This is a genomic window from Vibrio sp. 10N.286.55.E10 (genome assembly GCF_002872555.1).
Lineage (GTDB): Bacteria > Pseudomonadota > Gammaproteobacteria > Enterobacterales > Vibrionaceae > Vibrio > Vibrio crassostreae.
The window spans coordinates 154,149-180,248 of the sequence record NZ_MCSD01000024.1; the positions used below are offsets into that span (position 1 = coordinate 154,149).

Here is a 26,100-nt window from a genome sequence, read left to right on the forward strand (position 1 = left end):
CGGAAATTAGATACCCCTCCATATTTTGCGTCGATTTGTTGAGTTGTTGCTAAGTGGCGGAAAGTATGGGTTTTTTGACTCCCCACCTCACTTTTATTTTCGTGAAAGATTATCTTCTGAATCAATGTCACATATAAAACTAAATGCATTTAATCATGCGCATAATCTATCGTTAAGATGCGCGCTCATCCAGTGGGTGAATTTATAAAAACAAAAATTATAAAGGTGATGTATGCGTGGTACACATTTACTAATGCTATTCCCAATAGCGTTTACTTCTCAAGCTGCCAATGTAGTGAATTATTCCGATGTCGATCTATCAATCATTCTAAATCAAAAAAATCAGGGCTTTAGTGCTCTAAGTCAACCACTTGCTTACTATGAAGCAAGTCGAGTCGATACCGGTACAACGACACTCCTGCGTAAACAACAGCTCCACTATGGCATTCCGGTTTATGGTCAGTCAGTGGTGGTTGATCATTCTCAGCAAGGCATTGCTCAAGCAATAGACGGGCAAGTTTTAACGGGTATCGAAGCTGATATCGGTTCTACTTTGCCGATGATCAACGCTCAGCAAGCAATAGCGATTGCTAAGTCACAGCACAAGGGCGTGGCTGCAGCTACGATTCGTAATCCAAATGCTGACCTCCTCATTTGGCTTGATGAACAGCAACAAGCACACCTGATTTATAAAGTTGATTTCTTACAAACAAAAGGTATGGGACCTTCACGACCAATTACGCTTGTAGACGCTAAATCTGGCGAGCTACTCGACCAGTGGGAAGGTATTGCGTTCATTGATGCCGAAGGCCCTGGTGGAAACGAGAAAAGCGGTCGTTACTATTTTGGCCCGAATACTCAATACGGTGGTTTCCAGGTTAACTCATATTGCCAGATGGACAGTCAAAACGTTGTTACGATGAATATGAATAATCGCCAAGACTATGGTCAGGTTCATCAGTTTGCCTGTAATGGTAATTACGGTAGGAACGTCAATGATTACCGTGCGATTAACGGCGCGTATGCACCAATGAACGATGCACATTACTTCGGCCAGCGTGTTTTTGACATGTACAAAGAGTGGTTGAACACTCGTCCTATCCAGCAAAAACTAACGATGCGTGTGCACTACGGTTCGAACTACGGCAATGCATTCTGGGATGGCCAACAGATGACGTTTGGTGATGGTAACCAATCTATGTATCCATTGGCTACGTGGGATGTGATCGCGCATGAGGTAAGCCACGGTTTTACTGAACAAAATTCAAACCTTGAGTACCGCGGTCAGTCGGGCGGCATGAATGAGTCTTTCTCTGATGTTGCTGCAGCGGCTTTAAGCGAATATGTTCATGGCAGCTTTAACTGGAAGATGGGTGAGCACGTAATGAAGTACAGCCCTGCGATGCGCTATTTCATTCAACCTAGCCAAGATGGTATGTCTATCGATCACGTTAACCAATATTACAACGGGATTGACGTTCACCATAGCTCGGGTATTTTCAACAAAGCATTCTACCATCTAGCCACCAGCAACGGTTGGGACATTAAAAAGGCGTTCATGACTTACGCTACGGCAAACCAACTTTATTGGACATCAAAATCGAACTTCCAATCAGGTGCGGAAGGGGTTTGTAAGGCGGCACAAAAGCTAGGTTATGAAGCATCTTCGGTGCGTAATGCGTTTAGTCAGGTCGGCGTTAATGTCCAAAACTGTGGTTCTGGTCAGCCGAATCCAAACCCTAATCCACCGACACCGACACCGACACCGGGCATCAACAATTTAGAATTGAACGTTCCTGCGCCTGTGTTGAGTAGCGGTAACGATCAACAGCAGTTTGTTCTGAAGAACAGCTCTGAAGGTGATGTTTGGATCCAAACTTACAATGGTTACGGTAACGTCGATCTATATGTTGCTATCGGTCGTCCAGCATCATCAAATGACTACGATTGTTCGTCTACTAACTTGGATAACAACGAGTACTGTGGCTTTGGTGGTATACAAGGGGATGATATCTACGTAATGGTATCGGGTGCGCAAGGGTCAACAGACGCTTATGTAGCGGTCAGCACTGTACTAGAACTGCCAAACCCTAGTCCTCAACCTGATCCTCAGGACATGTGTGTGGATGTGCCAGAATGGAGCCCGAATATTTTCTACCCAGCTGGGGCGTCGGTTCAATATTGGGGCAACCGTTTTACGTCTACAACAGATAACTGGGGTGCTGATCCGTTTGAAAACTATTGGTACTGGACGCATGAAGGTTTATGTCACTAATTTAACCAATCAATTTAGTTAGAATAACGTTGCAAAGGGAGCACTTAGAAGTGCTCCCTTTATTCGTTGATAATGGGATCTATAGCCGTAAAAGGCTGTTGTATCACTTTTCTAAGCGTTAGATTATGAGTGAATAACGCTCTGGATTTTTATCAAATCTTGTAGAGGAGTTAATTAGCAGGCCTGTCACTTACGGAGAGCAATCATTTATGGATATCAGTCACTTAGATCACCTTGTATTAACCGTTAAAGATATCGAGATAACGGTAGACTTCTATCAGAGAGTGTTGGGGATGAAACCGATTCAGTTTGGTGAGGAGCGCTGGGCACTGTCGTTTGGTAACCAAAAGATAAATCTTCATCAGCAAGGGCAGGAGTTCGAACCTAAGGCTAAGCATGTACAAGCGGGGAGTGCCGACCTATGTTTCATCACCAACACACCGATTGATGAGGTATTCGATCATATTACGGGACAAGGTGTCACTATAGAGGAGGGCCCTGTAGAGCGAACCGGTGCAGTGGCCAAGATCACCTCAATTTACCTCCGCGACCCTGATGGTAATCTGATTGAGGTATCAAACTATTAAGGTCAGTCATCACTACCTATGAAATTATCTTAACGAACTTTAAGTTTAGCTGAGAGTAAACTATTGATTCATCAAGTAGTAAGTAATTATGTACACATCTGGTTACGACAAAACAAGCGTGTCACTGGAACTCCTAGCATAAGTTACTTACAATCGAACAATGTTTTATTAATTCGTGATTTATCATTATGATGAGAAACTTACTCATATTCATCGTTAGCCTGTTTTTCTTAACAGCTTGTTCTTCAACGAGTAATCATCAACTAGACGACGAGACATTGAGCAATGAAGATGCTATGTCGAAAAGCGTAGAGGGAAAGAGTAGCCTCGAGACTTCAAAGGATACAAATGCTGAGACCAGCGTTGAATCTTCGCATGAATCAATCGTTAATCATCAACCACTCGCTAACCATGAATTAAACCCAAACCTTGATTCAAATAAGGACTCGATAGTTCACGTTAATGCAGAGCCAGAATCAGGCGAACCTTCTCAGGTAGCAGCGACAGAAACATCTGAAAGCGATGCTAAGAGTGGCGGTGAAAAAGGCATCGGAAGCTATTTTATTCGTCATAACCAACCGACTAAGACTGTGATCAAATCACTAGAGGGCGTGACAGATGCATTGAACGTCATGACGTTTGGGATATTTGCCACCGGTCACGGTTAAACAAGTAAGCAATAGCGCACTCGAAAGATTGAATGAAGCGAAGAAGGCGAGCCACGTGGTTCGCCTTTTTTGATCTTGCAAACCTTGTCATCGTCAGACTTGTATTTGTTACTTTCTAATTAGCTCTCTGAGTCAGAGTTCTGTCAACAAAGTGGGAAATTATTAGTTCTGGAAGGGACTAGCCGTATTCATGGTGTTTAACTTGTTATGTGCATCAAGGGTTCTAATACTCATCCCAAAGTAAGCGATGAAATCTAATCTTACAAAGACAAGGCTTATATTCATGTGTGAGCATAGTAAGATGTTTGCTGTTAAGTTTGGTTTAAGTTTAATTATCAACATTCTAGGGAAGAAAAATGAACAACAAGAGTGTGTTTTTAAGCGTCGCGATGGTGATGTTATCTGCTCAAGCAAACGCATCAGACGCGAACCATGAGTCTGTTTCAGATGGTGTTATCGCAGAACAAAGAGCGAAGCTTTCTGAAAATACCCAAGGGCAAGGTTTTGGTCCGCAAGCGCCTCGTGATCTAGGTTCAGTAGAAGGAACAAACGCTCGATTGTTTTCTGATGCGCCAGATTCAACAGCCATGAACCTATGTAATATCCACTTCCATAAGAACGCAGAGCACAAAGGTGGCGAGTTTACCCAATACGCTGGTAACGGTGATGGCAAGGGTTTCCAGAGTGGCTTTAAATACACTGGTAAGCTAAGTGAGGCTGAACTAAAACCATTTGAGGGCAAGGTTTGTCCGAGCGAGCATGGTTCTTTGCATTCGGGCGATACCATCGAAGTGCATTACGTGTACTCGACTGCACAAGTTGAACCGGGTGAAACACTGGGTGCTTGTTTTAACGACGCGATTACCAACCCGCAACTGCGTGTTGAGACCCAAGTATACGTATTAGTGAATGACGACAAAGCACTCGACTTCGAAGCATTGGCTAAGCACTCAAAAGTGAATGGATTGCACCAAGCAACCAACATCCCACAAGATACTGGCTCTGCGATTCAATACGCAGGTTCAACAACGGGCCCAGGTTACAACGAGCAAGGTTCACCTTTCCAAGTAACATGGAGTGTTCGTCCACAAGTAGCGAAAGTAAACATCGCGACAGTGGGGAGCTGGTGTGAAGGCAATGACTTTAACGAAGATCACGCCCACGGTGTGAGAAACTTGGTGGTTAACCCTGCGTTGTTGTCACCAATGGCGAACTAATCTTGTTACCTTGATTTGTACTCAATATTTTGCAGAGGCGAGCCACTAGGTTTGCCTTTTTTATGCCTGAACGAAAAACACGTTGGGTTTACGGGTATTGCTTGGTGGGGAAATTACGTGTGACAGTTATTCAAACATGAGCTTTTTGAATCATCGTGGATCAATACGTTCTTTACCTGAAACGAAACTTCATGATACGTTCGTGATCAATCATGTTGGGTTATAAGTAAGGACACGCCAATGTCATTAGAAGGCGCAGTTACATTCTTTATTGCCATGTTTATATTTGGCATTACTCCGGGTCCCGGTGTATTTGCGATTTTGGCTCGTGGTATGGTCGATGGGTGGCGAAAGTGCATTTCTCTTTCTGTAGGAATGATATGCAGTGATCTGATTTATCTTGCGCTTGCCTGTTTTGGCCTAGCGACGATTGCTGAGAACTGGTCGTTTGCTTTTGAGGTGATTCGCTACGTTGGTGCCGCTTATCTGATTTACTTGGGCTACAAGATGTTTAAGAGCCTACCTGAAGTGCAAGGTTCAGCGGAGCTCGCAGCCAAGCAAAGTCAGAAATCGGAACTCGCCAGTTTCGTACAAGGCTTTTTGATTTCAGCATCAAACCCGAAAGTGATTTTGTTCTATATTTCATTCTTGCCAACGTTTATTGATCTGACTGTTTTGCGTTCACAAGATATCGTCTTGGTTTCTGGCTTAGCGGCGGTTGCTTTGATGTCCGGTTTAATGATCATTGCAATGGGCGCGGGCAGATTGGCAAGTTTGCTTAAAACGCCACGCGCCCATAAAAGATTAAACCAAAGTGCTGGTGGAATAATGATTGCGGCTGGCTCATATTTGGCGATAAACAGATAAACAGATAAATAGATAAACACAGTTCAATTTAGATAAAAAAAGCGCGTTATTGCCGAGTAGCAGTAACGCGCTTTTTTGTATTAGATTATTGGTCTATCTTAGTTTGCTAATGCAGCATCTGCTGGTGGCAAGTCACGCTGCTTAATCACGTATCGCAAGCGAATTAACATCAGCGTCGCTGAAACGCTCAAGCCCGTCAGAATACCAATCCAAAAGCCTTCTTCACCCATAGCAGGAACAATGTGGTCTGTTAAGCCTAATACCATGCCCAGTGGTAATGCTAAGCCCCAGTATGAAGCGATGGCTAAGATCATTGGGATCTTGGTATCTTTATAACCACGTAATGCACCGTTAGCAGACGTTTGTAATGCATCGCTGAACTGGTACATCGCAGTAAAGGTCAACAATACTGCTGCCGTTGCACTTATCGCAGGGTCGGTCGTGTAAAGTCTAATGATCCACTCAGGGAACAGCAGGAACATCGCAACTGAAAGTAATGAAATCAACGCGGCAACCAAAATGCCGACTTTGCTGCGTTCAATTGCGCCTAGTTCGTCTTTCTCACCTAATGCATGTCCAACACGAATCGTAATGCCAAACGAAATACTCATTGGTATCACGTAAGTCAGGCTCGATATATTCAGTGCAATTTGTGCGGCTGCCACGTTCTCAGCACCAATACGGCCAATCATCAGAGCGATTACCGCAAAGATACTGCCACACACCGCGATGTTCATCCCGATAGGTAAACCTAATCTTAGGAGGTGAAGCATCTCTTTTGGTTTTGGTTTTGCATCGGCAAAGCTAATAATGGTCTTGTAGTGATGATGACCTTTGATGTAAGAATACAGCATTCCCGACATTAGCCAGTACACCAAGCTTGTCGCCCAACCACAACCTACAGCGCCCATTTCAGGGAAGCCGAACTTACCGTAGATAAGCACGTAGTTGACCGGAATATTTACCAACAAACCAACCACAGAAATGATCATTGGCACTTTGGTGTTGTTCATACCCTCACAGAAGCCATTCAAGGTATAGAACAGGGCAATACCCGGAACACCAAAGGCTAGGGCAAACGCATAATCGCTGCCGATAGGAATGATCTCAGCGGCAACCCCAATCCATTCTAAGATCGGTTTCGCACTCACCAAATAAGCGATGAGGAGCACACTCGCTATTAATGCCAACCAAACCATCTGGAAGAATTCAACAGAGATACTCTGGAAGTCACGTGCGCCGCGGTGGTAAGCGACAACAGGCGTTAACGCCATAATCACGCCACGCAGTAGCAGTAACACAGGGATCCAAAGGCTGGTGCCGAGTGCAATAGCGGCGAGATCGGCAGGGCTTACTTGGCCAGCCATTGTCGTATCGACAAATCCCATCGCTTGGGTCGCTATTTGAGTCAAAATGATTGGAATCGAAAGATGCATAAGTGCACCCGATTCACGAGTAAAAGGACGAAGTTTCGTTAGCATGGAAGTTCACAACACCAATATAAATACACGAATGATGGCAGGATGGCCGGTGTGTATTTTAGGATGTGCCCGTTGGGCGGGCGACAATATAAACACCTTACCGTATAGGGTCAAGCTTTGGGTTAAGTTAGTCGGATTGTTAAAATATAGAATTAAATTCTATGAATGCTATACAAAGTTCAATCATATTAATCAATGATTGATAACGCTCTGAACTGGATTAAACGTTTATTTTTCAAATGAATATTTATAAATTTGACATCATTCAATGTTATGTAATTACAAGTAGATGTACAAGTAGATGTACAATTAGTGGCATAGGGTTTTAAGAAGAAGTCTTTACCTTCAAGTACACAGATTCTGTGGCTATTCATTACAATTAGATTAAGGGTAAAAATGAAAAACAAAAAGGCGCTTGTCGGCACTCTGTTAAGTGTTCTAGTTTCTGGCAATGCTGTTGCTGGTGTTTACACCGATGAACTTACGAAATGTTTGGTGAGCTCAACAACTAAAGAAGATAGGGTTGAGCTTGTAAAGTGGATGTTTTTAGCTGTGTCTGCTCATCCTGCTGTAGACAAAGTTTCTGCAGCGACTCCCAGTCAAATGGATGAGTCAAACAAAAATGTCGCTAAGTTATCTATGCGCCTGACAACTGAAGCTTGCTTGGAGCAAACGAAAGACGCAATCGCCTATGAAGGAGATGTTGCGTTGGAAAAAAGTTTTCAAATCTTGGGTGAAGTGGCAGGTAAAGAGATGTTCTCACATCCTGAAGTAATAAAAAGCATGGCGGGACTAGATAAGCATTTAGATAGCCAAAGAGTAATGGCTCTTTTGAAGTTGTAATAACTTAAAGAGGATATCACCAATAAAAGTATTCTAAATGAGGTGTGGGTAACTATTATAAGCCCTCCTATGCGCGCGCGGAGAAGAGTTAATTTATCACCCGGGCAACAAACAGTTAGAAGCTATAATCTTCAAGCTTTTTGGAAGTGAAACATTTATCTATCTACTGCCACAAAGCCAGCAGAAACACAAAAAGACCAATTCCAATCGTGACTTTTAGAAGCAAGCCAAGAGGGGCTCCACCTTTTGGCGCTTTGTTACAACATCCCATCATCGTTTCCTCATTCATCATTGGATTTATTTTACCTTAAACCTTTCCCTTACGGTAAGGTCAACCCATTTATTGGTCTTGAATTTCAGACAACAAAAAGGCGAACCGTTTGGTTCGCCTTTTGTTATGTTTCGCTGCTTAGCGCCGCTACGAATTAGTCTTCGTAGTTATCGATGCTTGGGCAAGAACAGATTAGGTTACGGTCGCCGTATACGTTGTCTACACGGTTAACTGTTGGCCAGTACTTCGAGTTCTTGGTTGCTTTCGATGGGAAGCAAGCCAGTTCGCGAGAGTAAGGGCGATCCCATTCTGCGCCAGCTAGGTCAACTTGTGTGTGCGGTGCGTTCACTAGAGGGTTGTTGTCTAGTGGCCATTCACCCGCTTTCACTGCTGCCATTTCGTGACGGATTGCGATCATCGCTTCACAGAAACGGTCTAGCTCTTCTAAATCTTCAGATTCAGTTGGCTCTACCATTAGTGTGCCAGCTACTGGGAAAGACATCGTCGGAGCGTGGAAACCGAAGTCCATTAGACGCTTAGCAATATCTTCTTCGCTGATGCCTGTGTCTTCTTTAAGCGGACGAATATCGATAATACATTCGTGCGCTACGCGGCCGTTAGTGCCACGGTAAAGAACAGGGTAGTGAGGACGTAGTTTTTCCATCACGTAGTTCGCGTTCAGAATCGCTACTTTCGTTGCGTCTGTTAGGCCAGGTTCGCCCATCATTGCGATGTAAGCCCAAGAGATAGGTAGGATAGAAGCACTACCTAGATCTGCAGCTGATACCGCGTAGTCAGAACCTTGTACACCATTTTCGATGTGACCTGGTAGGAAAGGTGCTAGGTGAGATTTAACACCGATAGGACCCATACCCGGTCCACCACCACCGTGTGGGATACAGAATGTTTTGTGTAGGTTCAAGTGAGATACGTCTGAACCGATGAAGCCAGGTGAAGTTAGGCCTACTTGAGCATTCATGTTCGCGCCGTCTAGGTAAACCTGACCGCCCGCTGCGTGCACTTGTTCACACACTTCTTTCACTTGCTCTTCGTATACGCCGTGCGTAGAAGGGTAAGTGATCATGATGCTTGATAGGTTTTCTTTGTGCTTCTCGATTTTCGCTGCTAGGTCTGTCATGTCGATGTTGCCATCTTCATCACACTTAACAACCACTACCTTCATTGAAACCATTGATGCTGTTGCAGGGTTAGTACCGTGCGCTGAGCTTGGAATCAGACAAACGTTACGGTGAGCTTCACCGCGGCTTGCGTGGTAACGTTGAATCGCGATTAGCCCCGCGTATTCACCAGATGCACCAGAGTTAGGCTGTAGTGAGAAATCGTCGTAACCGGTGATTTCACATAGCTTCTCTTTAAGATCTTTCGCTAGTGCAGTGTAACCCGCTGCCTGCTCAAGAGGTGCGAATGGGTGAATTGAACCAAACTCAGGCCATGTTACTGGAATCATCTCAGCAGCAGCGTTCAGCTTCATCGTACAGCTGCCCAGTGGGATCATGCCGTGCGTTAGTGAGAAGTCTTTGTTCTCAAGCTGTTTTAGGTAACGCATCATTTGCGTTTCGCTGTGGTGCGTGTTGAATACTGGGTGAGTTAGGAACTCTGATTCACGACGGCAGTTTTCTGGAATTGCTGCAAATTCGTTTGAAGCAATGTCAGAAGATAGTGCTTGAACGTCTTCTTTCACGTCGAAGATTGCAAACAGTGAATTCACGTCGTCGATCGTTGTTGTTTCATCTAAGCTGATACCGATCTTACCCTTAAGAAGGCGAAGGTTGATGTCTGCTGCTTGCGCTTTCGCGTACAGTGCATCTGTCTTCTCTTCAGAGTTGATCGTGATGGTATCGAAGAAGCTGTTGTTCGTTAGCTCGTAACCCGCTTTAGTCAGGCCAGCTGCTAGGATAGCTGTCATATGATGTGTACGACGAGCAATAGTACGTAGGCCTTCTGCACCGTGGTAAACCGCGTAGAAAGACGCCATGTTTGCTAGAAGTGCTTGAGCTGTACAGATGTTCGATGTCGCTTTCTCGCGGCGGATGTGTTGCTCACGAGTTTGCATTGCCATACGTAGCGCTTGGTTACCGTGAGTATCGATAGATACACCGATTACACGACCTGGCATTGTACGCTTATGCTTTTCACGAGTACCCATGAATGCAGCGTGTGGACCGCCGTAACCCATAGGAACACCGAAACGTTGCGCTGAACCGATAACTACGTCTGCGCCCATTTCGCCAGCAGGCTTAAGTAGAGCAGAAGCAAGTAGGTCAGTAGCAACTGTAACCAGTGTTTTGTTAGCTTGAGCTTTCGCAATGATGTCTGTTAGGTCACGAACTTCACCCGTTGTACTAGGGTATTGAAGAAGCGCACCAAATACGTCTTGCTCTGGAAGTGTTTCAAGAGCACCAACCATTACTTCAAAACCGATGTACTCAGCACGAGTTTTAACAACTTCTAGTGTTTGAGGGTGAACATCGTCAGCAACGAAGAATACTTTGCTCTTGCTTTTACCAGCACGCTTACACAGTGTCATCGCTTCGCCAGCCGCTGTCGCTTCATCAAGAAGGGATGCGTTCGCGATTTCCATACCGGTTAGGTCCATTACCATTTGTTGGTAATTTAGTAGAGATTCAAGACGACCTTGAGAAATCTCTGGTTGGTATGGTGTGTAAGCTGTGTACCAGCCTGGGTTCTCTAAAACGTTACGTAGAATAACGTTTGGAGTGAATGTGTTGTAGTAGCCTTGGCCAATGAAAGTACGTTTCACTTGGTTTAGGTTAGCGATCTCTTTAAGAGAGGTCAGCATGTCCATTTCGCTCAGTGGCGCAGCAAGTGTCATTGGTTTTTCAAGACGGATTTGTGCAGGAACCGTTTCGTCGATCAGTGCGTCTAAGCTAGTCGCGTTGATCGCATCAAGCATTTTCTGCTGGTCTGCTTTATTAGGGCCGTTATGACGAGCAACAAACTCGTTTTGAGTACCCAGGTCTTTCAGTAATTGGCTTTGAAGTAATTCAGTCATGATATGTTCTACTTTCTCTCTGGAGCCGTGAGCTAGCCCCTAAAATTAAGCTGCTCAAAAGAGCAGCTTTATCGTAATGAGGTTACCTATTAGTCTTCTTCGATAGAGCTTAGGTATTCTTCCGCATCCTTAAGGTTGTCTAGTTCAGACGCATCAGACATCTTCACTTTAACAATCCAACCACCTTCATAAGATTCTTCGTTAATTAACTCAGGGCTATCTTCTAATTCTTCGTTGATTTCTACGATTTCGCCAGAGATTGGTGCGTAGATATCAGAAGCTGCTTTCACTGATTCAACTAGAGAGAAGCTTTCGCCAGCTTCGATTTCGTCTCCAGTGTCAGGCAGGTCAACAAACACAACGTCACCTAGCATCTCTTGAGCGTGCTCAGAAATACCGATAGTTACAGTACCGTCACCGTTGTCTTTTACCCACTCGTGGCTGTCTGCAAACTTTAGTGTATTGTCCATTGCTTATTCTCCAAAAATTTATGAGGTTTTAATTTAAATCTTAAAAACGGTCTAACGGTAAAGAGGGAAGCGCTTGCAAAGCTCTTTAACTTGCTTGCGAACACGTTGCTCAACTTCAGCGTTGCCTTCAGGGCTTTCAACTAAGCCATCAAGTACATCGCCGATCCATTCACCGATAAGTTTGAATTCTTCAGTGCCAAAACCACGACTGGTTCCAGCTGGCGTACCTAAACGAATGCCAGAAGTAATCATAGGCTTCTCTGAATCGAATGGTATACCATTTTTGTTACATGTGATCCCTGCACGCTCTAATGCTTCTTCAGTTACGTTACCTTTCAAGCCCTTAGGACGAAGGTCAACCAGCATTAGGTGCGTGTCTGTTCCGCCAGTCACAATGTCACAACCGCGAGTTTGCAACACTTCAGCAAGAACTTTTGCGTTGTCGATCACTGAATCAATATAAGTATTAAATTCTGGGCCAAGTGCTTCGCCAAATGCTACTGCTTTAGCCGCGATAACGTGCATTAGTGGGCCGCCTTGTAGGCCAGGGAACACAGCAGAATTGATCTTTTTGTTGATGTCTTCGTGGTTAGTCAGAATCATACCGCCGCGTGGGCCACGAAGTGTCTTGTGCGTTGTTGTCGTAACAACGTGAGCGTGTGGTAGTGGGCTAGGGTGAGCACCTGTCGCAATAAGACCCGCGATGTGTGCCATATCGACCATTAGGATTGCGCCAACTTCGTCAGCGATTTCACGGAACTTAGCGAAATCGATAACGCGTGGGATAGCACTACCACCAGCAATAATCATTTTAGGTTGGCTTTCGATAGCTAAAGCGCGAACTGCTTCGTAATCGATTTCAAGAGTGTCGCGGTCTACGCCGTATTGAACTGCGTTGAACCATTTACCAGACATTGCAGGACGTGCACCGTGTGTAAGGTGACCACCAGCGTCAAGAGACATACCTAGGATAGTGTCGCCAGGTTGAAGTAGGGCAAGTTTAACTGCGCCGTTTGCTTGAGCGCCAGAGTGAGGCTGTACGTTTACGTATTCACATTTGAACAGCTGCTTAGCGCGTTCGATTGCGATAGCTTCTACTGTATCTACGTGCTCACAACCACCGTAGTAACGACGACCTGGGTAGCCCTCAGCGTATTTGTTGGTTAGGCAAGTGCCTTGAGCTTGCATTACTGCTTTAGAAACGATGTTCTCAGAAGCAATAAGTTCGATTTGTTCGTTTTGACGAGTGTTCTCTGCTTGGATTCCAGCAAATACTGCGTCGTCAGTCGCAGATAGGTTCGTAGAGAAAAAACTGTCTAAGCTATGGTTTTGGTAAGCGTTCATTGTCGAGACCTTTCATTAAGCTAATGGTGATTGTTTTTATAGTCCATTAGGTCTTACGTTGATTTCTGCATCGGTATCGTTTGCGCTATATAGGTATAGATAAACGTGAATTGCGTTATAAATATACTCTTACAGCGTCTAAGCGATCGTTGTAGGGTCAATGCAGCACGAATTGTTTCCCAAAAAGTTCGGGTAAAAAACAGCTCTTACAAATGTTAAATCTATCATTTGCTGCAAGCTGAAGTAGCATCTCTTCATCTAACAAGTCGATAACATAGCTCTGATAAAATCAATTTTCAACAAAAATTTCCAATAGGAAACAACTTTTCTCGTTTTGCTACAGGGAGCACGCTTTATTTCTGTGTGTGCTCTTTAATCAACAAAGCGCTTCATGCAACAATGAAATGAATAGACAGGAAGTAAGAAAATAATGAGGGACCTATGTCAGAAGACATTTATGATGAGTACCCATCTTTAACGTTGGCGAAGGAAACGTTAGACCAGAATATAGAACCACTCAGGCTAGGCCAGCGTATTAAAGATATCCGCGGCAAGCTTGGGATTACGTTAGAAGAAGCAAGCCAAAGAACTGGCTTGGCGCGTTCTACGCTCAGCAAAATCGAGAATGAACAGATCTCACCAACGTTTCAAGCAATGCAAAAATTGGCGATGGGTTTGCAAATTGATATGCCACAACTCTTTGAACCGCCAAGGAAAAAAGTCGCAACAGGACGTCGAGACTTAACCAAGGCAGGCCAGGGCAAACCACACCCAACACCAACTTACGAACATGAGTTGCTTGCGACAGAGCTTTCTAATAAGAAGATGATGCCGTTCAAAAGCCGCGTAAGAGCGCGTACTTTTGAAGAATATAATGATTGGGTTCGTCACGATGGTGAAGAGTTCTTAATGATCATCTCCGGTGATGTGATGTTCTACTCAGAATTCTACGAACCCGTACCAATGAGCGAAGGCGACAGCATGTATTACGATGCCAATATGGGCCACATGTTGATTTCTACTAGTGCAGAAGATGCGCTGATTTTGTGGGTGACTGCAAAATAAGTTAACAAACTTAGAATTTCTTATAGTGAATGCAAACGTTTGCTTTTGTTTCTAACGTTTGTCAAATGACGCGATATTGATGTGAAAATCATCAATATCGCGTTTTTGTATGTATCGAATAATTGTTTTTAAATTGTTAAATGTCACATTTTGAGCTGTTTTAATCTTGTTAAGGGTGTAAAACTCACTCAGGCTTGTTTATTATAGTGAACACGGTTTACTCATGTTGATTGAAGTTTACTGAAGTGAATTCTTAGAAAGTGAGTTGTATAGGGTTTGTACAGCTATTCATATTTATAACGCTAACAATATAAGCCTATATAAAAGACATCACTTTTTACTATCTACTGTTTCTAACGTTAACCCGTATCGTTAGAGGCGACTCTAAATAGAGATATAAGCGGCAGACTCGATTTTGGACAGCCTGCAACGCTTCATGGAGAATAAAATGACTCAAGAACACGCTAATCAAGACCTACTAAAAACACCACTGCATGCACTTCACGTTGAAGAGGGTGCGAAAATGGTTCCTTTCGCTGGCTACGATATGCCAGTTCAGTACCCACTAGGTGTAAAGAAAGAGCACTTACACACTCGTGACGCTGCCGGTCTTTTTGATGTTTCTCACATGGGGCAACTTCGTCTACATGGTGCAAATGCAGCTGCTGTCTTAGAGTCTTTGGTTCCTGTAGATATTATTGACCTTCCTTCTGGTAAGCAGCGTTACGCGTTCTTTACTAACGATCAGGGCGGCATCATGGATGACCTGATGGTTGCGAACCTTGGCGATCACCTATTTGTTGTTGTGAACGCAGCTTGTAAGACACAAGATATCGACCACCTAACGGCTCACCTTCCTGCAGACGTAGAAATGGAAGTGATTGATGACCGCGCTCTACTAGCACTTCAAGGCCCTAAAGCGTCTGAAGTACTGGCTCGTTTCCAACCTAGCGTTGCAGACATGCTGTTCATGGATGTTCAAAAAGTGGATATCGATGGTGTGGAATGTATCGTAAGCCGCAGTGGTTACACAGGCGAAGATGGTTACGAAATCTCTGTACCGAATGATCATGCTGAAGCACTAGCACGTAAGCTAACTTCAGAAGCTGAAGTAGAGTGGATTGGCCTTGGTGCACGTGACTCACTTCGTCTTGAGTGTGGTTTGTGTCTCTACGGTCACGACCTAGATACAACAACAACGCCAGTAGAAGCTAGCCTTCTATGGGGTATTCAAAAAGTGCGTCGTACTGACGGGGAGCGTGCTGGCGGTTTCCCTGGCGCTGATATCATCCTTGAGCAAATCGCGACTAAAGACGTTCAACGCAAGCGTGTTGGTCTTGTTGGTCAAACTAAAGCACCAGTACGTGAAGGTGCTGAATTGTTTGACGCTGAAGGTAACAAGGTTGGTGTGGTAACTAGTGGTACAGCTGGTCCTAACGCGGGTAAACCAGTTTCAATGGCGTACGTGCGCACTGATCTAGCAGCAATCGGCACCGAAGTATTTGCTGAAGTTCGTGGTAAGAAACTACCAATGACAGTAGAAAAAATGCCATTCGTACCTCAACGTTACTACCGTGGCTAATCTCGTTTAAGAGAAACCGCAATACATAACAAAAGCCTATTGTTTGATTCCCTGTATAGAGAAGTCCGACGGTGGGCTTTTTTGTTTTTGAAAGCGTATGTTTTTGTGAGCGTATTAGGTTTAGCGTTACCCACTAACAACGGTTACTTAAAATTCGTTTATAAAATGAGATATGTGGCGATATCGTTACAAATACTTACTATAATCACGGTTGTGACGTGTTATGGTGGCGATTCATCATTTTTGTAAATAAGTAGTAAGAGTTACAAGGAGTTATCTATGAATGTTAACCATACAATGAGTCCAGTTCGTAAAGTCGTTTTAGTGCTATTAGCACCGTTGATTTATACATCTAGTGCATTGGCGACGGAAAACTCGGTCGAAACTTCTCCTGACGCGAACGTAACACCTTATATTGTGAATGGTAGTGATGCTTCAGTGACGGAATTCCCTTCAATGGCGAGTTTGTTCATTGATCGTATTGATTATGATGGTGTTTACTCAACAGGCCCTTATTGCGGCGCAACCATTTTAGACCCGACCCACATTCTAACCGCAGCGCACTGTATTTACGGTAACGAAGAAGGTCAATTGTTTACTACTGTTGTCCCTCAACTTGAAGATTCGTCTCAATTTCCTAACGGTAACATTCAAAAAGCACGTGTATCCGAAGTTTACTATCGCAGTGATTATTCAAATGCGTTGAGCGACCTATTACGCAATGACGTTGCTATACTTAAGTTAGAAAGCGCACTGAATGTCGACTCAATCAATGATGTTGTTAAGCGTCCTTCAAACGATGATTATCGAATTGGTGTTAATGACTTCGTTGCTGTTGGCCATGGTGATACACGTTCAGGTTTTGACAGCACGACCTTATTGCAAAAAGCATCTCTTAATTACGTAGACAATGCGACTTGTGCAACTGCTTTTATTGATGGCTCGACATTAACTGATAATCAAATTTGTTTTAATGGTGACTATAGCGTATTCACCGGTCTTTATAATGGTACTTGTCAAGGTGACTCTGGTGGTCCAGTCTATTGGAAAGATGGCACTGAGTATAGACAGGTTGGTATCACTAGCTTTGGGCCAGACACATGTGGTGGAAACTCTACGGTGACATCTGTATTTACTGAAATCCTTGACTATGAAGCTTGGATTGATAGCGTAATTGCTGGAACTGAAACCGCTCAATTTGTTTCTACTGACGCTAAGCGAACAGCTTATGTGAATGCGCGAACTTCATCTGGTTCTGGCAGCAGCGGAGGTAGTGTTTCATTTGGTTTGCTAGGTATGCTGATGTTGATTGCTGGTGTTAGAAAAGCAGTTAAACGGTAGAACTTCAAAATGTTTGAACAAGTCGACGCTTTATCTAACGATAGCGTCGACTTTTACTTTTACAGTTGGTTAGTTGTTTGTCGAACTAGTTACTCAGCTCGATTACTGCTTTACGGCTGTATCTTTCTAGAATCTCATCCATCTCTTTTATCGCAGCATTGATGCTTTTAATCCCACCTTGCGCTACACCTTTTTCATTTTCGTTCAATGCAGAAAAAGCCTGCTTTAATTCCTTACCTTCCAACATGCTCCCGTGTAGCAACACCTCTTTGTAAGTGAGTAGCTTATGTTGTATTGCAATAATTTCTGGGCGGGGATTGTCTGATTCTAATGCGTGACTAATGCAAGGAAATGCCAATGTATAGTGATTCGCAATTTCCAATTTGACGTTTTTCTTATTCGCAATATGCAATTTTTTTAATTTCCCAACACTTGAGTCTTCAAGTCTTCTAGCCTTTACGCTCACGACCAATCAAAGCGTGAAAGTTTATGATACGTAACGTTTTTTAATAATTGGATAATATGCCTTTGATGGCTTATGTAAACCATCACAAGTCAATATGGTCTGCTTCTTGCTGAATTTAGGTCATAACTGTCTTTTGAGGATGAGCTTATGTCACAAGAACCCATAATAGTGGCGCTGATTGAGCGTAGGAAACAAGCTAACTTGTCTCAAGAAAAGTTAGCCTCGAGTTCAGGAATGAGTTTAAAAACCTATCAACGGATTGAACGTGGCGAGGCGGATATTAAGATGTCTCAGTATCGTTCAATCACCAGAACCTTAAAGGTGACGGATTTGGATGTGGTTCTTGATATTGTGGGTGCATCACAAGCAACAGCGGAAGACGTTGCAGCGGTCAGTCGCTTACTGACCAGCGAAGAGCGAATGTTGTTGATCAAACTGATTTTGTCGGTCAAAAAGAAGCAGTAATCTTACTTTCAAATAAACAGCGTAATGGATCTATTCGTTAGTCAAATTGACAGGTCTTTCTACAGTAATGTGGTTACTGAGGGCATGAAGCCATCAGCTCACTCTTCCGCGTAGCTGTTTGGTGGTACTTCTCTGCTTCTTACTTTCTAAACGTCTTTTCTGAGAGCCACGCGTTGGTTTTGTTGCTCTTCTTACTTTTTGAACCTTTGTCGCTTCCAAGATCAATTCTTTCAAACGCACTAAAGCATCATCTCGGTTTTGTTCTTGAGTTCTATATTGTTGCGCCTTAATGATAATCACCCCGTCTTTGGTGATGCGACTATCTTTGTGTGCCAAAAGCTTTTCTTTATAGAAGTCGGGCAGGGTGGAGTGTGTGATATCAAAACGTAAATGTATCGCGCTCGATACTTTATTGACGTTCTGACCGCCGGCTCCTTGGGCTCTGATCGCTGTTAACTGGAGTTCCCAGTCTTGAATCGAAACAGAGTTAGATATTTGTAACATAAACATCCATTTTGAACGGTAATATGGGGTCATGATACTGAATATTGGTTATGGTATCAGTAACTTTCTTAAAGAGTGGTAGTAGTGATGAAAATAGATTTAACGGCGTATGAAGGATTGATCTTTGATATGGACGGTACGTTGATCGATACAATGCCTGCACATGTAAAGGCGTGGCAGCAAACGGCTGAAGAGTTCGGCTTTCATTTTGAAGCGTCTTGGCTGCATAGCTTAGGTGGCATGCCGAGCTACAAAATAGCCGGTGAGGTGAACAGTAAATACGGTTTGTCTCTCGACCTACAAGCTGTGTCCACGTTTAAAATGGCATCGTTTGCGGCTATTGAAGACAAAGGAGACGTTATCCCTTGTACTCACTCTCTGCTGTTAGAGCATCTGGGTAATAAGAAGATTGCAGTAGGAACGGGCAGTCAACGTAAAAGTGCCGAACAGTTACTGGATAAGACAGACATCTTGAGTAAGCTCGATATCCTAGTGACAGCAACAGACGTTAAGAATCACAAGCCCAATCCGGATACCTTCTTAGATGCGTGTTTTGGTATGGGTTTGCAGCCAAAGCAGTGTGTTGTTTTTGAAGATACGAACCTAGGTAAGCAGGCTGCTCATGCTGCGAACATGGATTGTATTCTTGTCGTTGAGGGGAGCAAGTTAGAATTTTATCCGGCTCCAAGCTGATCGTTTGCCGGGCAAGTGAATGCAATTGTCATTTGCTAGGCTATTTCGCTCATCTCTTTATCTAGGAATAAGCACACATTGTTTCTCCCTGCTGCTTTAGCTTCGTATAGGGCTAAATCGGCGCACTTGTAATTAAGTGCTGGATCATTTGTTACGTTAGTAATCCCACCGCTCACGGTGACTACGTTGTCGAGTTCGATACTGACAGCGATTCTGAGCCTATTAAGAACGTATTCAGCTTCTTCTGTTGTAGTGTGAGGCAGAATAACGCCAAATTCTTCACCACCAATACGAGCGACAAAATCTGTTTCACGGCATTCTCGCTGGAGTACTTGAGCAACCGTTTGAATGACGCGATCACCATAATCGTGACCAAATCTGTCGTTGATGCGTTTGAAGTGGTCTATATCTAAGATCGCTAAGCAAGACTGTTCACGAGTAGGATAACGATTCACACGAGAACACTCATCTCGCAGCTCAAGATCGAACTTACGGCGGTTCCAGCACCCAGCTAAGGCATCTTTTTCGCTCAGGTTTCTCAGTTTGTTTTCTAGCTCTTTGTGTTTACTGATATCCACAAATGAAGCGACATAAAACTGAATCACGTCTTTCGAATCTTTGATGGTTTGGATTCGCAGTATTTCCGTGATTAAAGACCCGTCTTTACGTCGGTTAACGACTTCGCCTTCCCACATGCCTTTCTCTTTGATGATACTCCACATCTTGATGTAGAACTCTTCATTGTAGCGGCCAGAGGCAAACATCGATGGTTGACGACCTTTTACGTCTTCTAACTCGTAGCCACTCACGCGGGTGAACTCTTGGTTTACTTTGATGATGCGGTTGTTTCTGTCGGTAATCACCAAGGCAGACATGCCATTCATTGCTGCTTTAGCCAGTTGGCTCTCGATACTGTTCTTCTTGTGATTGCTGTTCCACAATACGAAGCCAGCAGAGATCATTGAAATCAAGAAAGATAAAGTGATGATCTGAACGACAATCGCTTGTTTTTCTTGTCGGTATTGACTGCTGAACTGCTGATTTTCAATATGAAGAACCATGTAGATTGGGCCTTCGAACTGTTTTATGTTGGGGCTGATATCAGAGTGGAAATACCAGTTCTTACCATCAAAATAGCTAGAAGATTTCTTGTCTTGAATCGCAGTCCAAAGCTCCGGGTATAACTTTGCGTAAGTTCGCTCTGAACGTGACTCAATCACATGTCCGAAAGATTCCTTTGGGTCTGGCCCCATAATGATGTGTCCGGTTTTGTTGAGAATAATCGGAACAGCAGACGATGCACCAATCTGATAGTGAAGGCGCTTATAGATCTCGAGCATGTTTAGGTTTGCGATGAAGTAACCAATGATGCGATTGTTTTCAGCGACTGGCGTCATAATGCGAAGCGCTGGTATTAAAGGACGAACGATCTCTCCGTTTTCAACTTCTAGGTCAATGCCGCGAGAACTAACTTCACCAATCTTTAATCGTTGCAGTTCCTCATAGTAATCACGTGAAGACTTGTTCTGCAGTTCGTTATCTGGGACCACGATTGCTTGACCGTCTTTGTAGTTAACGCGGAACACTTCGTTGCCAGCTAGATCGAGATAACGAAGCTGAGAATAGTATTTTTGGCCACGAGCTAACATTACCCAAAGATCTTGTAGCGTTTCTTTGTGGATGAGTGAAGGTTCTTGAACGGCACGAAGTAACGTTTGAGAGTCTGCAATAGAAGGAACAGAGTTAGATATTTGCTCAACAATAACGGCGAGTTCGTGAAAACTGTATTCGATTTGGTTCTGGCTGGATTGTTTGATATTTAGCGTATGCTGAGCATCGACCCTGTCAAATTCAGAGTTAATATAGAGGGCAGGGACTAATCCTAGGGCAAATATGGTGCATAGAAATTGCCCGATTAGTTTTTTTATACTTGTATTCATCACTGTCCTCAAAGAATCAGCGCAATACTATATATTTTATAAGGTTTTTAATGTGATCTTGCCCCAGAACTTAAGACAATATGCGCATATAACTACGTTTTTATTGCAACTTCTTGCACTTAAGCTTGATTGTTGAGCAATTACTTCGTTAGGAAATGATTGCTCAATATAGAACACCGGTCTGAAAATTGAGCCAAATTAATCGCGATTATTTGTCGTTTATCTAACTAAGGGTATTTAGCTTAGGCCGACGATATTTCCATTACTGTCAATATCTAACGACATGAACGCTGGTTTGTCAGGTAAGCCTGGCATGGTCATCACATTGCCACACAACGCGTAAATAAAGCCAGCACCAGCACACAATTTTAGCTCTCTAACGGGTACGTCAAATTGAGTGGGAGCACCTTTTATGTGTGCTTCTGTCGAGACCGATAGTGGTGTTTTTGCCAAACAAACTGATAGGTTGCTATAGCCATGCAGTTTGAATTCAGCTAGTTGTTTTTTAGCCAGTGGAGATAGTGAAATACTTGCCGCGCCATAACCGACTTCAGCGACAGCCATTAGCTTTTCTTCTAGGGTTTGCTCAGAGTGGTACAAAGGCTCAAATTCAGACTCCTTTTGGCAAGCTTTTACCACGGCGCGAGCCAGTTGAGTCGTCCCTTCGCCGCCTTGACCAAATGCTTCGCTCACTTCAACGCTAACGCTTGGGTCGAAGTCGGTGATCATCTGTTTCAAAGCATCGAGCTCTTGAGCTGAGTCTTGTGGGAATTGGTTAATCGCAACAACTGTTGGCACTTGGTATTGCTTAACGTTGGTTATGTGCCATTTTAGGTTCTCAAACCCTGCAACAAGCGCGTTTTGGTCATCATTAAAGATTGAATCTGGTAGTGGGGTGCCCGGTCTTAAATCGTACAAACCTGAGTTCGCTTTTAATCCGCGTAGTGTCGCAACAACAACGGCACAGTCAGGCTTCTTGTTGGATGCCTTAACCTTGATGTTACATGCTTTCTCGAAACCCATGTCTGAGCCGAAACCGCCTTCAGTTACCACAAAGTCACTCAGTTTAAGAGCAATCTTATCGGCAATAATTGAAGAGTTACCATGTGCGATGTTTGCGAAAGGCCCGGCGTGAATTAGGGTAGGAACGCCTTCAAGGGTTTGCATCAATGTTGGTTCAATAGAATCCTTCATTGTTACGGTCATTGCGCCTGCAACATTGAAGTCATCTGCGGTTAACGGCAAGCCTTGTTTGTTGTAAGCAAGTACCACTCGTCCAATGCGCTTTCTTAAATCTTGAAGGTCATCTGCTAGAGCAAGGATAGCCATCAGCTCTGAAGCGGCTGAGATATCAAATCCATCTTCGCGCTCAAAGCCGTTAATTGTTTTGCTTGCTTCGTTCTTGCCTACCGTGATCATGCGTAACGCGCGATCATTATGGTCGAGTACACGTCGCCATACGATTCTAGTGGGGTCGATATCCAGTGCTTTTAAGCCTGAGCGCGCTTCAAAGGCTTCTAAGCCTTCACGCTGTTCATGATACAAACGTGCATCGATTGCTGCAGAGGCAAGGTTGTGAGCGGCCGTAACAGCATGAATGTCACCAGTTAGATGTAGGTTCAACTGTTCCATAGGAGCGACTTGAGAGTAGCCACCGCCAGCTGCGCCACCTTTAACACCAAATACAGGGCCCATTGAAGGCTGACGAATACACGCCATCGCTGATTGGTTAATTTTGGCAAGACCTTGTGCTAGCCCGATGGTGGTCACCGTTTTGCCTTCGCCGAGTGGCGTGGGTGTAATCGCCGTGACTACGACCAATTTACCATCTTGTTGGTTGGAGAGGCGTTCAAGTGATGTGAGAGACACTTTAGATTTGTATTGCCCTAATGGCTGATGTTCGTTGTGTTGTAGGCCAGCTTGCTTGGCAACCTCACTGATGTTTTTAAGGGGAGTAGAGCGACAAATATCAATATCAGACAGCATATTTGATCCTTATATCAGAACCGAAAGGTGGTACGTAAACGTTTGCGTGGCGATGGTACTGTATAAATCTGCCAAGTAAAGGCAAACCACACGAATTATGTGCTGGAAGATAACAGATCTAAAGAGTCATTGCGCGAGATCAAATCTTAAACGAGCAAAATATTCGATCTGATTACCTACAGTTGCAGTTATATTGGTGTTGAATACAAAAAGGGCTGCATATAGCAGCCCTTCAACGAATAGGTAATCTGACTTGGCGTGAACCTCAATCAGCTAACTCCTAATATGATCGATTAACGATCCCAGTATGTTTCTTCTAAGCTATCTTCGCGTTCAGGTAGCGCACGAGAAAGACGAGGAGAGTGCTGAGTCAACACTTCGTAGCTTACACGGTTTGCGTACTTACAAATTTGAGAAAGAGAAGAGTAAGTTAGACAAGTATGCTCGTGCTTCTCTGAGTTCGGTACGTTCACGTGGTGGTAGCTGTTTGCTGCCATGTCGTGAAGTAGTGCTGAAAGTGCACCATCACCAGCACCATTCGTGTTCTTAATCTCAAGTGGGCCACCTAGGTAAGGGCCAATATGAGAGTACACTTTTACAGGGTCTTTACAGTCTTGCTTACGCATCGCGCGGCTGAATTCATATTTATTGAACTCAGGGATATTACCCGGTAACAATGGCAGTGTGGTTTCGCGTTTCGCTGGCTCGTCAGTGTAACCTGCCATGTATAGGCCAATAGGGCCAGCAGTACATAGAACTAGGTCGACCCATTCAAGCGCTTTGTTAGCCGCCAATAGAGGGTCTTTTTCACCTGTGAGCGCTTCACCTTCGTCTTCGTTCATCGCGACGATGGTTACGTTCTCTTTCAGGTATTCTTGCCACCATTCAGCGTTACCTTCGATCACATACTTAGTACCAAGTGTTAGTACAACAGGCACATTGTGCGCTTTCGCGTATTCAATCGCTTTTTGTACCGCTTTTGGCATCGGATCTTCAGGTTTGCCACGCATTAGGTATGACGAGACAACTAATGCAGACGCTTTCTCGAACACTTTTTCAGGAATGCTCTCTGGAAGAAGTTGGTTCATGTGACCTTCATTGATTGCAAACGTACGTTCGCCATCTTCAGAAATAAGCGTGTAGCAACGACCGATTGGACCATCAACAGTTTGAAGGTGATTTAGATTCATACGAGAAGAAGTGCGGCAAAGATAACGATAACCAAATGAGCCAACTTCAATCTTCTTAGACATAACGCCAAGCAGTACAGATTTGCTGTCTGCAAGTACGGAATAGTTGTGCAGTGTGTTGCCGATAGTATCGCCAGGATATTGATGCGTGATCAAACCGCGCTCAACTAACTCTTCATACAGCGCATCTGCTTTACTTTCTTCCAATACCAGTGAGTGACCTTTACTCAGCTCGTATTTTTCTAGGAACTCGTTGTCAACACGGGCTTCGATATCAACAATCGTTTGGCCAACACCGACAATCGTTGCGCGGTGAAGCTTAGGTGTTTGTTGAATTTGGTTGACCAACGGATCACGTGCGTGAGTTGGAAAGTAATGCTTAGATTTACGCTGTCCAGGAAACTTCATATGAAAAATACAGTGAAAAAATTTTGCAGCATGATATCACATTTTGTTTCTGTTTCTTTCATTTTTATTACATTTTGAATCACCTGCACAATGTCTGTACAGGTGAATCGTCTTACTTTGGCTTGAAGCTATTCAGCTGGAACAAGTGTTGCTGGATCTACGTAAGCCTCTGTACCCCAAAGCGGAACGGTTGAAAGGCTATGCTTGAAACTGCCTTCCGTTTCTTTGGTGGTGTAAGACAAGTAAAGCAGCGACTGATTCTCTGCATCGTAGATACGACGAACCTTCATTGTTTTAAAGAAGATACTTTTCGATTGCTTGAATACCACTTCGCCAGACTTACTCTTGTCTATTTGAGCAATCATTTCTGGTGTGATTTCACCTGTTTGACGACAAGAGATAGAGCTATCACTTGGATCTGAAAGGCTAAGGTTTGCTTCGATTGATGCGATATGACAGGTAACACCTGCGATCTTATCGTCATCTAATGAAGACATCTTGATATCCTTCATTGTGAAGAAACCCAGTGAGACGTCGCCAACCTCGTTGTCCGAACAGCCAGCTAACATTGTGACGATACCTGCTGCTATTAAGGCTTTTTTCATAAGAAGTCCTTTTTATTTATATAGTTCTGTTTACTATAAGGATATTGAAAGCTTGAATACGAGTGTAGAGCTTTTCGTGAAGTTCTTAAAGGATGTTGTTGGATAATGAAAAATATGAAGCATTTAAAGTACTTGTTGGCCTTGGTCATGCTCTGTATGCTCTCTGCTTGTAGCTCGGCACCTCAGCCGACCATATGTCTTCCAAATAACTGCGATATTTGGGGATACTAACCGTAGGTACTAAAAGAATGAATAACGAAATACCTGAAATTGTACATAAGAAAAATCAATGGCTTTTTAGTCAGCTCGACATTGCTTACCCCGCAAAAGAGAGCCTCCTAGGCCGTGAACTTTATCAAAGCAAACTCCCATCCAAGACATACCAACTCCTCGCTCACGATCAAACTCCTTCCCAAATTGATGAACTGCATAAAGTTGATTTCCATAAATTGACCGTACTATTCTCACTTAACCAAGCAAGCGTGTACCAAGATGAAGCCGAAAGGGCACACATGCTTGAGTTCTTGAGCCAAATTATTCTTTCTGACGATCATGCCTTATATATTGGTACTCAAAATGGTGAAGTTGTGGCGAGCGCTATCGTCACAAAAGCGGAAGATTCCCTACTGATCTCGGATGTCGTTGCTGGAAATGGCCAAAGTATCAACAACTTTGCTAAGCAGTTACACGATTTTTGGGCACAAGATCATGCTTCTTGCGATAAAGTGTGGATCGAGAACTAAAGATTCTTTGACAAAGCGTTAATCTAAGTACAATACCCCGTCTTATTTAAAGGGT

Annotated in this window: 22 protein-coding genes; 12 read left to right on the forward strand and 10 right to left on the reverse strand. The window is 43.8% G+C overall.

Annotation, left to right across the window (positions count from 1 at the left end; translation table 11 throughout):
- The first annotated feature begins 232 nt into the window (after nucleotides 1–232).
- The 5 genes from BCV39_RS14555 to BCV39_RS14580 all read left to right on the forward strand — a co-directional run bounded on the left by BCV39_RS14555 (nucleotide 233) and on the right by BCV39_RS14580 (nucleotide 5,614).
- Nucleotides 233–2,275 carry a M4 family metallopeptidase gene (locus BCV39_RS14555; protein ID WP_102432422.1) on the forward strand — a complete coding sequence of 681 codons (2,043 nt, stop codon included), beginning with the start codon at nucleotides 233–235 and terminating at the stop codon, nucleotides 2,273–2,275.
- A gap of 209 nt (nucleotides 2,276–2,484) precedes the next feature.
- Complete coding sequence (locus tag BCV39_RS14560; protein WP_102432421.1) at nucleotides 2,485–2,862, forward strand: VOC family protein; 378 nt, start codon at nucleotides 2,485–2,487, stop codon at nucleotides 2,860–2,862.
- 188 nt (nucleotides 2,863–3,050) lie between these two features.
- On the forward strand, nucleotides 3,051–3,530 hold the full coding sequence (locus tag BCV39_RS14565; RefSeq protein WP_102432420.1) for a hypothetical protein: 480 nt from the start codon (nucleotides 3,051–3,053) through the stop codon (nucleotides 3,528–3,530).
- A 356-nt stretch (nucleotides 3,531–3,886) separates the two neighbouring features.
- Nucleotides 3,887–4,747: a delta-class carbonic anhydrase gene (locus BCV39_RS14575; RefSeq protein ID WP_102432418.1), complete on the forward strand. Its 861-nt coding sequence runs from the start codon at nucleotides 3,887–3,889 to the stop codon at nucleotides 4,745–4,747.
- A 240-nt stretch (nucleotides 4,748–4,987) separates the two neighbouring features.
- Nucleotides 4,988–5,614: a LysE family translocator gene (locus tag BCV39_RS14580; protein ID WP_102432417.1), complete on the forward strand. Its 627-nt coding sequence runs from the start codon at nucleotides 4,988–4,990 to the stop codon at nucleotides 5,612–5,614.
- A 98-nt stretch (nucleotides 5,615–5,712) separates the two neighbouring features.
- Here the strand turns inward: BCV39_RS14580 and BCV39_RS14585 are convergent, their stop codons facing one another.
- The gene (locus tag BCV39_RS14585; protein ID WP_102432416.1) at nucleotides 5,713–7,095 is read right to left on the reverse strand and encodes an MATE family efflux transporter; all 1,383 of its coding nucleotides are present in this window, start codon (nucleotides 7,093–7,095) and stop codon (nucleotides 5,713–5,715) included.
- A gap of 396 nt (nucleotides 7,096–7,491) precedes the next feature.
- Between BCV39_RS14585 and BCV39_RS14590 the strand changes: the two genes are divergently transcribed.
- The gene (locus BCV39_RS14590) at nucleotides 7,492–7,938 is read left to right on the forward strand and encodes a hypothetical protein (RefSeq protein ID WP_076670255.1); all 447 of its coding nucleotides are present in this window, start codon (nucleotides 7,492–7,494) and stop codon (nucleotides 7,936–7,938) included.
- A gap of 425 nt (nucleotides 7,939–8,363) precedes the next feature.
- Here BCV39_RS14590 and gcvP read toward each other — a convergent pair whose 3' ends face one another.
- The 3 genes from gcvP to BCV39_RS14605 all read right to left on the reverse strand — a co-directional run bounded on the left by gcvP (nucleotide 8,364) and on the right by BCV39_RS14605 (nucleotide 13,057).
- A complete protein-coding gene (gcvP, locus tag BCV39_RS14595) occupies nucleotides 8,364–11,243 on the reverse strand; it encodes an aminomethyl-transferring glycine dehydrogenase (protein ID WP_102431265.1) in 2,880 nt (959 codons plus the stop codon).
- A gap of 89 nt (nucleotides 11,244–11,332) precedes the next feature.
- Entirely contained in the window at nucleotides 11,333–11,713 is a 381-nt protein-coding gene (gcvH, locus tag BCV39_RS14600) for a glycine cleavage system protein GcvH (RefSeq protein ID WP_017105929.1), read from the reverse strand.
- Between the two features lie 51 nt (nucleotides 11,714–11,764).
- Nucleotides 11,765–13,057 (reverse strand): serine hydroxymethyltransferase, encoded by a 1,293-nt coding sequence (locus tag BCV39_RS14605; protein WP_017064653.1) that lies wholly within the window; start codon nucleotides 13,055–13,057, stop codon nucleotides 11,765–11,767.
- Nucleotides 13,058–13,498: 441 nt separating this feature from the next.
- Here BCV39_RS14605 and BCV39_RS14610 point away from each other — a divergent pair, with 441 nt between their 5' ends.
- The 3 genes from BCV39_RS14610 to BCV39_RS14620 all read left to right on the forward strand — a co-directional run bounded on the left by BCV39_RS14610 (nucleotide 13,499) and on the right by BCV39_RS14620 (nucleotide 17,045).
- Complete coding sequence (locus BCV39_RS14610) at nucleotides 13,499–14,122, forward strand: XRE family transcriptional regulator (RefSeq protein WP_017105927.1); 624 nt, start codon at nucleotides 13,499–13,501, stop codon at nucleotides 14,120–14,122.
- 448 nt (nucleotides 14,123–14,570) lie between these two features.
- A complete protein-coding gene (gene gcvT / locus BCV39_RS14615; protein WP_102431264.1) occupies nucleotides 14,571–15,704 on the forward strand; it encodes a glycine cleavage system aminomethyltransferase GcvT in 1,134 nt (377 codons plus the stop codon).
- 279 nt (nucleotides 15,705–15,983) lie between these two features.
- Nucleotides 15,984–17,045: a trypsin-like serine protease gene (locus tag BCV39_RS14620; protein ID WP_102431263.1), complete on the forward strand. Its 1,062-nt coding sequence runs from the start codon at nucleotides 15,984–15,986 to the stop codon at nucleotides 17,043–17,045.
- An 85-nt stretch (nucleotides 17,046–17,130) separates the two neighbouring features.
- On the opposite strand, the gene BCV39_RS14625 is transcribed toward BCV39_RS14620, so the two are convergent.
- The gene (locus BCV39_RS14625; protein ID WP_102431266.1) at nucleotides 17,131–17,457 is read right to left on the reverse strand and encodes a hypothetical protein; all 327 of its coding nucleotides are present in this window, start codon (nucleotides 17,455–17,457) and stop codon (nucleotides 17,131–17,133) included.
- A 201-nt stretch (nucleotides 17,458–17,658) separates the two neighbouring features.
- Between BCV39_RS14625 and BCV39_RS14630 the strand changes: the two genes are divergently transcribed.
- A complete protein-coding gene (locus BCV39_RS14630) occupies nucleotides 17,659–17,976 on the forward strand; it encodes a helix-turn-helix transcriptional regulator (RefSeq protein ID WP_048662017.1) in 318 nt (105 codons plus the stop codon).
- 93 nt (nucleotides 17,977–18,069) lie between these two features.
- Here BCV39_RS14630 and arfB read toward each other — a convergent pair whose 3' ends face one another.
- Nucleotides 18,070–18,480 (reverse strand): alternative ribosome rescue aminoacyl-tRNA hydrolase ArfB, encoded by a 411-nt coding sequence (gene arfB / locus BCV39_RS14635; protein ID WP_048660225.1) that lies wholly within the window; start codon nucleotides 18,478–18,480, stop codon nucleotides 18,070–18,072.
- A gap of 87 nt (nucleotides 18,481–18,567) precedes the next feature.
- Here arfB and BCV39_RS14640 point away from each other — a divergent pair, with 87 nt between their 5' ends.
- Entirely contained in the window at nucleotides 18,568–19,173 is a 606-nt protein-coding gene (locus BCV39_RS14640) for a beta-phosphoglucomutase family hydrolase (protein WP_102431262.1), read from the forward strand.
- A gap of 35 nt (nucleotides 19,174–19,208) precedes the next feature.
- On the opposite strand, the gene BCV39_RS14645 is transcribed toward BCV39_RS14640, so the two are convergent.
- From BCV39_RS14645 to BCV39_RS14660, 4 genes are all read right to left on the reverse strand, one after another.
- Nucleotides 19,209–21,113, reverse strand: a complete 1,905-nt coding sequence (locus BCV39_RS14645) for a diguanylate cyclase (RefSeq protein ID WP_102431261.1) — start codon at nucleotides 21,111–21,113, stop codon at nucleotides 19,209–19,211.
- Nucleotides 21,114–21,350: 237 nt separating this feature from the next.
- Nucleotides 21,351–23,099, reverse strand: coding sequence for a formate--tetrahydrofolate ligase (locus tag BCV39_RS14650; protein WP_102431260.1), 1,749 nt, complete (start codon nucleotides 23,097–23,099; stop codon nucleotides 21,351–21,353).
- A gap of 293 nt (nucleotides 23,100–23,392) precedes the next feature.
- A complete protein-coding gene (locus BCV39_RS14655; RefSeq protein WP_017069885.1) occupies nucleotides 23,393–24,697 on the reverse strand; it encodes an inosine/guanosine kinase in 1,305 nt (434 codons plus the stop codon).
- Between the two features lie 128 nt (nucleotides 24,698–24,825).
- Entirely contained in the window at nucleotides 24,826–25,302 is a 477-nt protein-coding gene (locus BCV39_RS14660; protein WP_017059837.1) for a CreA family protein, read from the reverse strand.
- Between the two features lie 248 nt (nucleotides 25,303–25,550).
- Between BCV39_RS14660 and BCV39_RS14665 the strand changes: the two genes are divergently transcribed.
- On the forward strand, nucleotides 25,551–26,045 hold the full coding sequence (locus BCV39_RS14665) for a hypothetical protein (RefSeq protein WP_102431259.1): 495 nt from the start codon (nucleotides 25,551–25,553) through the stop codon (nucleotides 26,043–26,045).
- Nucleotides 26,046–26,100 lie beyond the last annotated feature (55 nt).

Coding starts and splice junctions, on each gene's coding strand:
- BCV39_RS14555 (WP_102432422.1), top strand. CDS start 233: ATGCGTGGTACACATTTACTAATGCTATTCCCAATAGCGTTTACTTCT.
- BCV39_RS14560 (WP_102432421.1), top strand. CDS start 2,485: ATGGATATCAGTCACTTAGATCACCTTGTATTAACCGTTAAAGATATC.
- BCV39_RS14565 (WP_102432420.1), top strand. CDS start 3,051: ATGATGAGAAACTTACTCATATTCATCGTTAGCCTGTTTTTCTTAACA.
- BCV39_RS14575 (WP_102432418.1), top strand. CDS start 3,887: ATGAACAACAAGAGTGTGTTTTTAAGCGTCGCGATGGTGATGTTATCT.
- BCV39_RS14580 (WP_102432417.1), top strand. CDS start 4,988: ATGTCATTAGAAGGCGCAGTTACATTCTTTATTGCCATGTTTATATTT.
- BCV39_RS14585 (WP_102432416.1), bottom strand. CDS start 7,095: ATGCTAACGAAACTTCGTCCTTTTACTCGTGAATCGGGTGCACTTATG.
- BCV39_RS14590 (WP_076670255.1), top strand. CDS start 7,492: ATGAAAAACAAAAAGGCGCTTGTCGGCACTCTGTTAAGTGTTCTAGTT.
- gcvP (WP_102431265.1), bottom strand. CDS start 11,243: ATGACTGAATTACTTCAAAGCCAATTACTGAAAGACCTGGGTACTCAA.
- gcvH (WP_017105929.1), bottom strand. CDS start 11,713: ATGGACAATACACTAAAGTTTGCAGACAGCCACGAGTGGGTAAAAGAC.
- BCV39_RS14605 (WP_017064653.1), bottom strand. CDS start 13,057: ATGAACGCTTACCAAAACCATAGCTTAGACAGTTTTTTCTCTACGAAC.
- BCV39_RS14610 (WP_017105927.1), top strand. CDS start 13,499: ATGTCAGAAGACATTTATGATGAGTACCCATCTTTAACGTTGGCGAAG.
- gcvT (WP_102431264.1), top strand. CDS start 14,571: ATGACTCAAGAACACGCTAATCAAGACCTACTAAAAACACCACTGCAT.
- BCV39_RS14620 (WP_102431263.1), top strand. CDS start 15,984: ATGAATGTTAACCATACAATGAGTCCAGTTCGTAAAGTCGTTTTAGTG.
- BCV39_RS14630 (WP_048662017.1), top strand. CDS start 17,659: ATGTCACAAGAACCCATAATAGTGGCGCTGATTGAGCGTAGGAAACAA.
- arfB (WP_048660225.1), bottom strand. CDS start 18,480: ATGTTACAAATATCTAACTCTGTTTCGATTCAAGACTGGGAACTCCAG.
- BCV39_RS14640 (WP_102431262.1), top strand. CDS start 18,568: ATGAAAATAGATTTAACGGCGTATGAAGGATTGATCTTTGATATGGAC.
- BCV39_RS14645 (WP_102431261.1), bottom strand. CDS start 21,113: ATGAATACAAGTATAAAAAAACTAATCGGGCAATTTCTATGCACCATA.
- BCV39_RS14650 (WP_102431260.1), bottom strand. CDS start 23,099: ATGCTGTCTGATATTGATATTTGTCGCTCTACTCCCCTTAAAAACATC.
- BCV39_RS14655 (WP_017069885.1), bottom strand. CDS start 24,697: ATGAAGTTTCCTGGACAGCGTAAATCTAAGCATTACTTTCCAACTCAC.
- BCV39_RS14660 (WP_017059837.1), bottom strand. CDS start 25,302: ATGAAAAAAGCCTTAATAGCAGCAGGTATCGTCACAATGTTAGCTGGC.
- BCV39_RS14665 (WP_102431259.1), top strand. CDS start 25,551: ATGAATAACGAAATACCTGAAATTGTACATAAGAAAAATCAATGGCTT.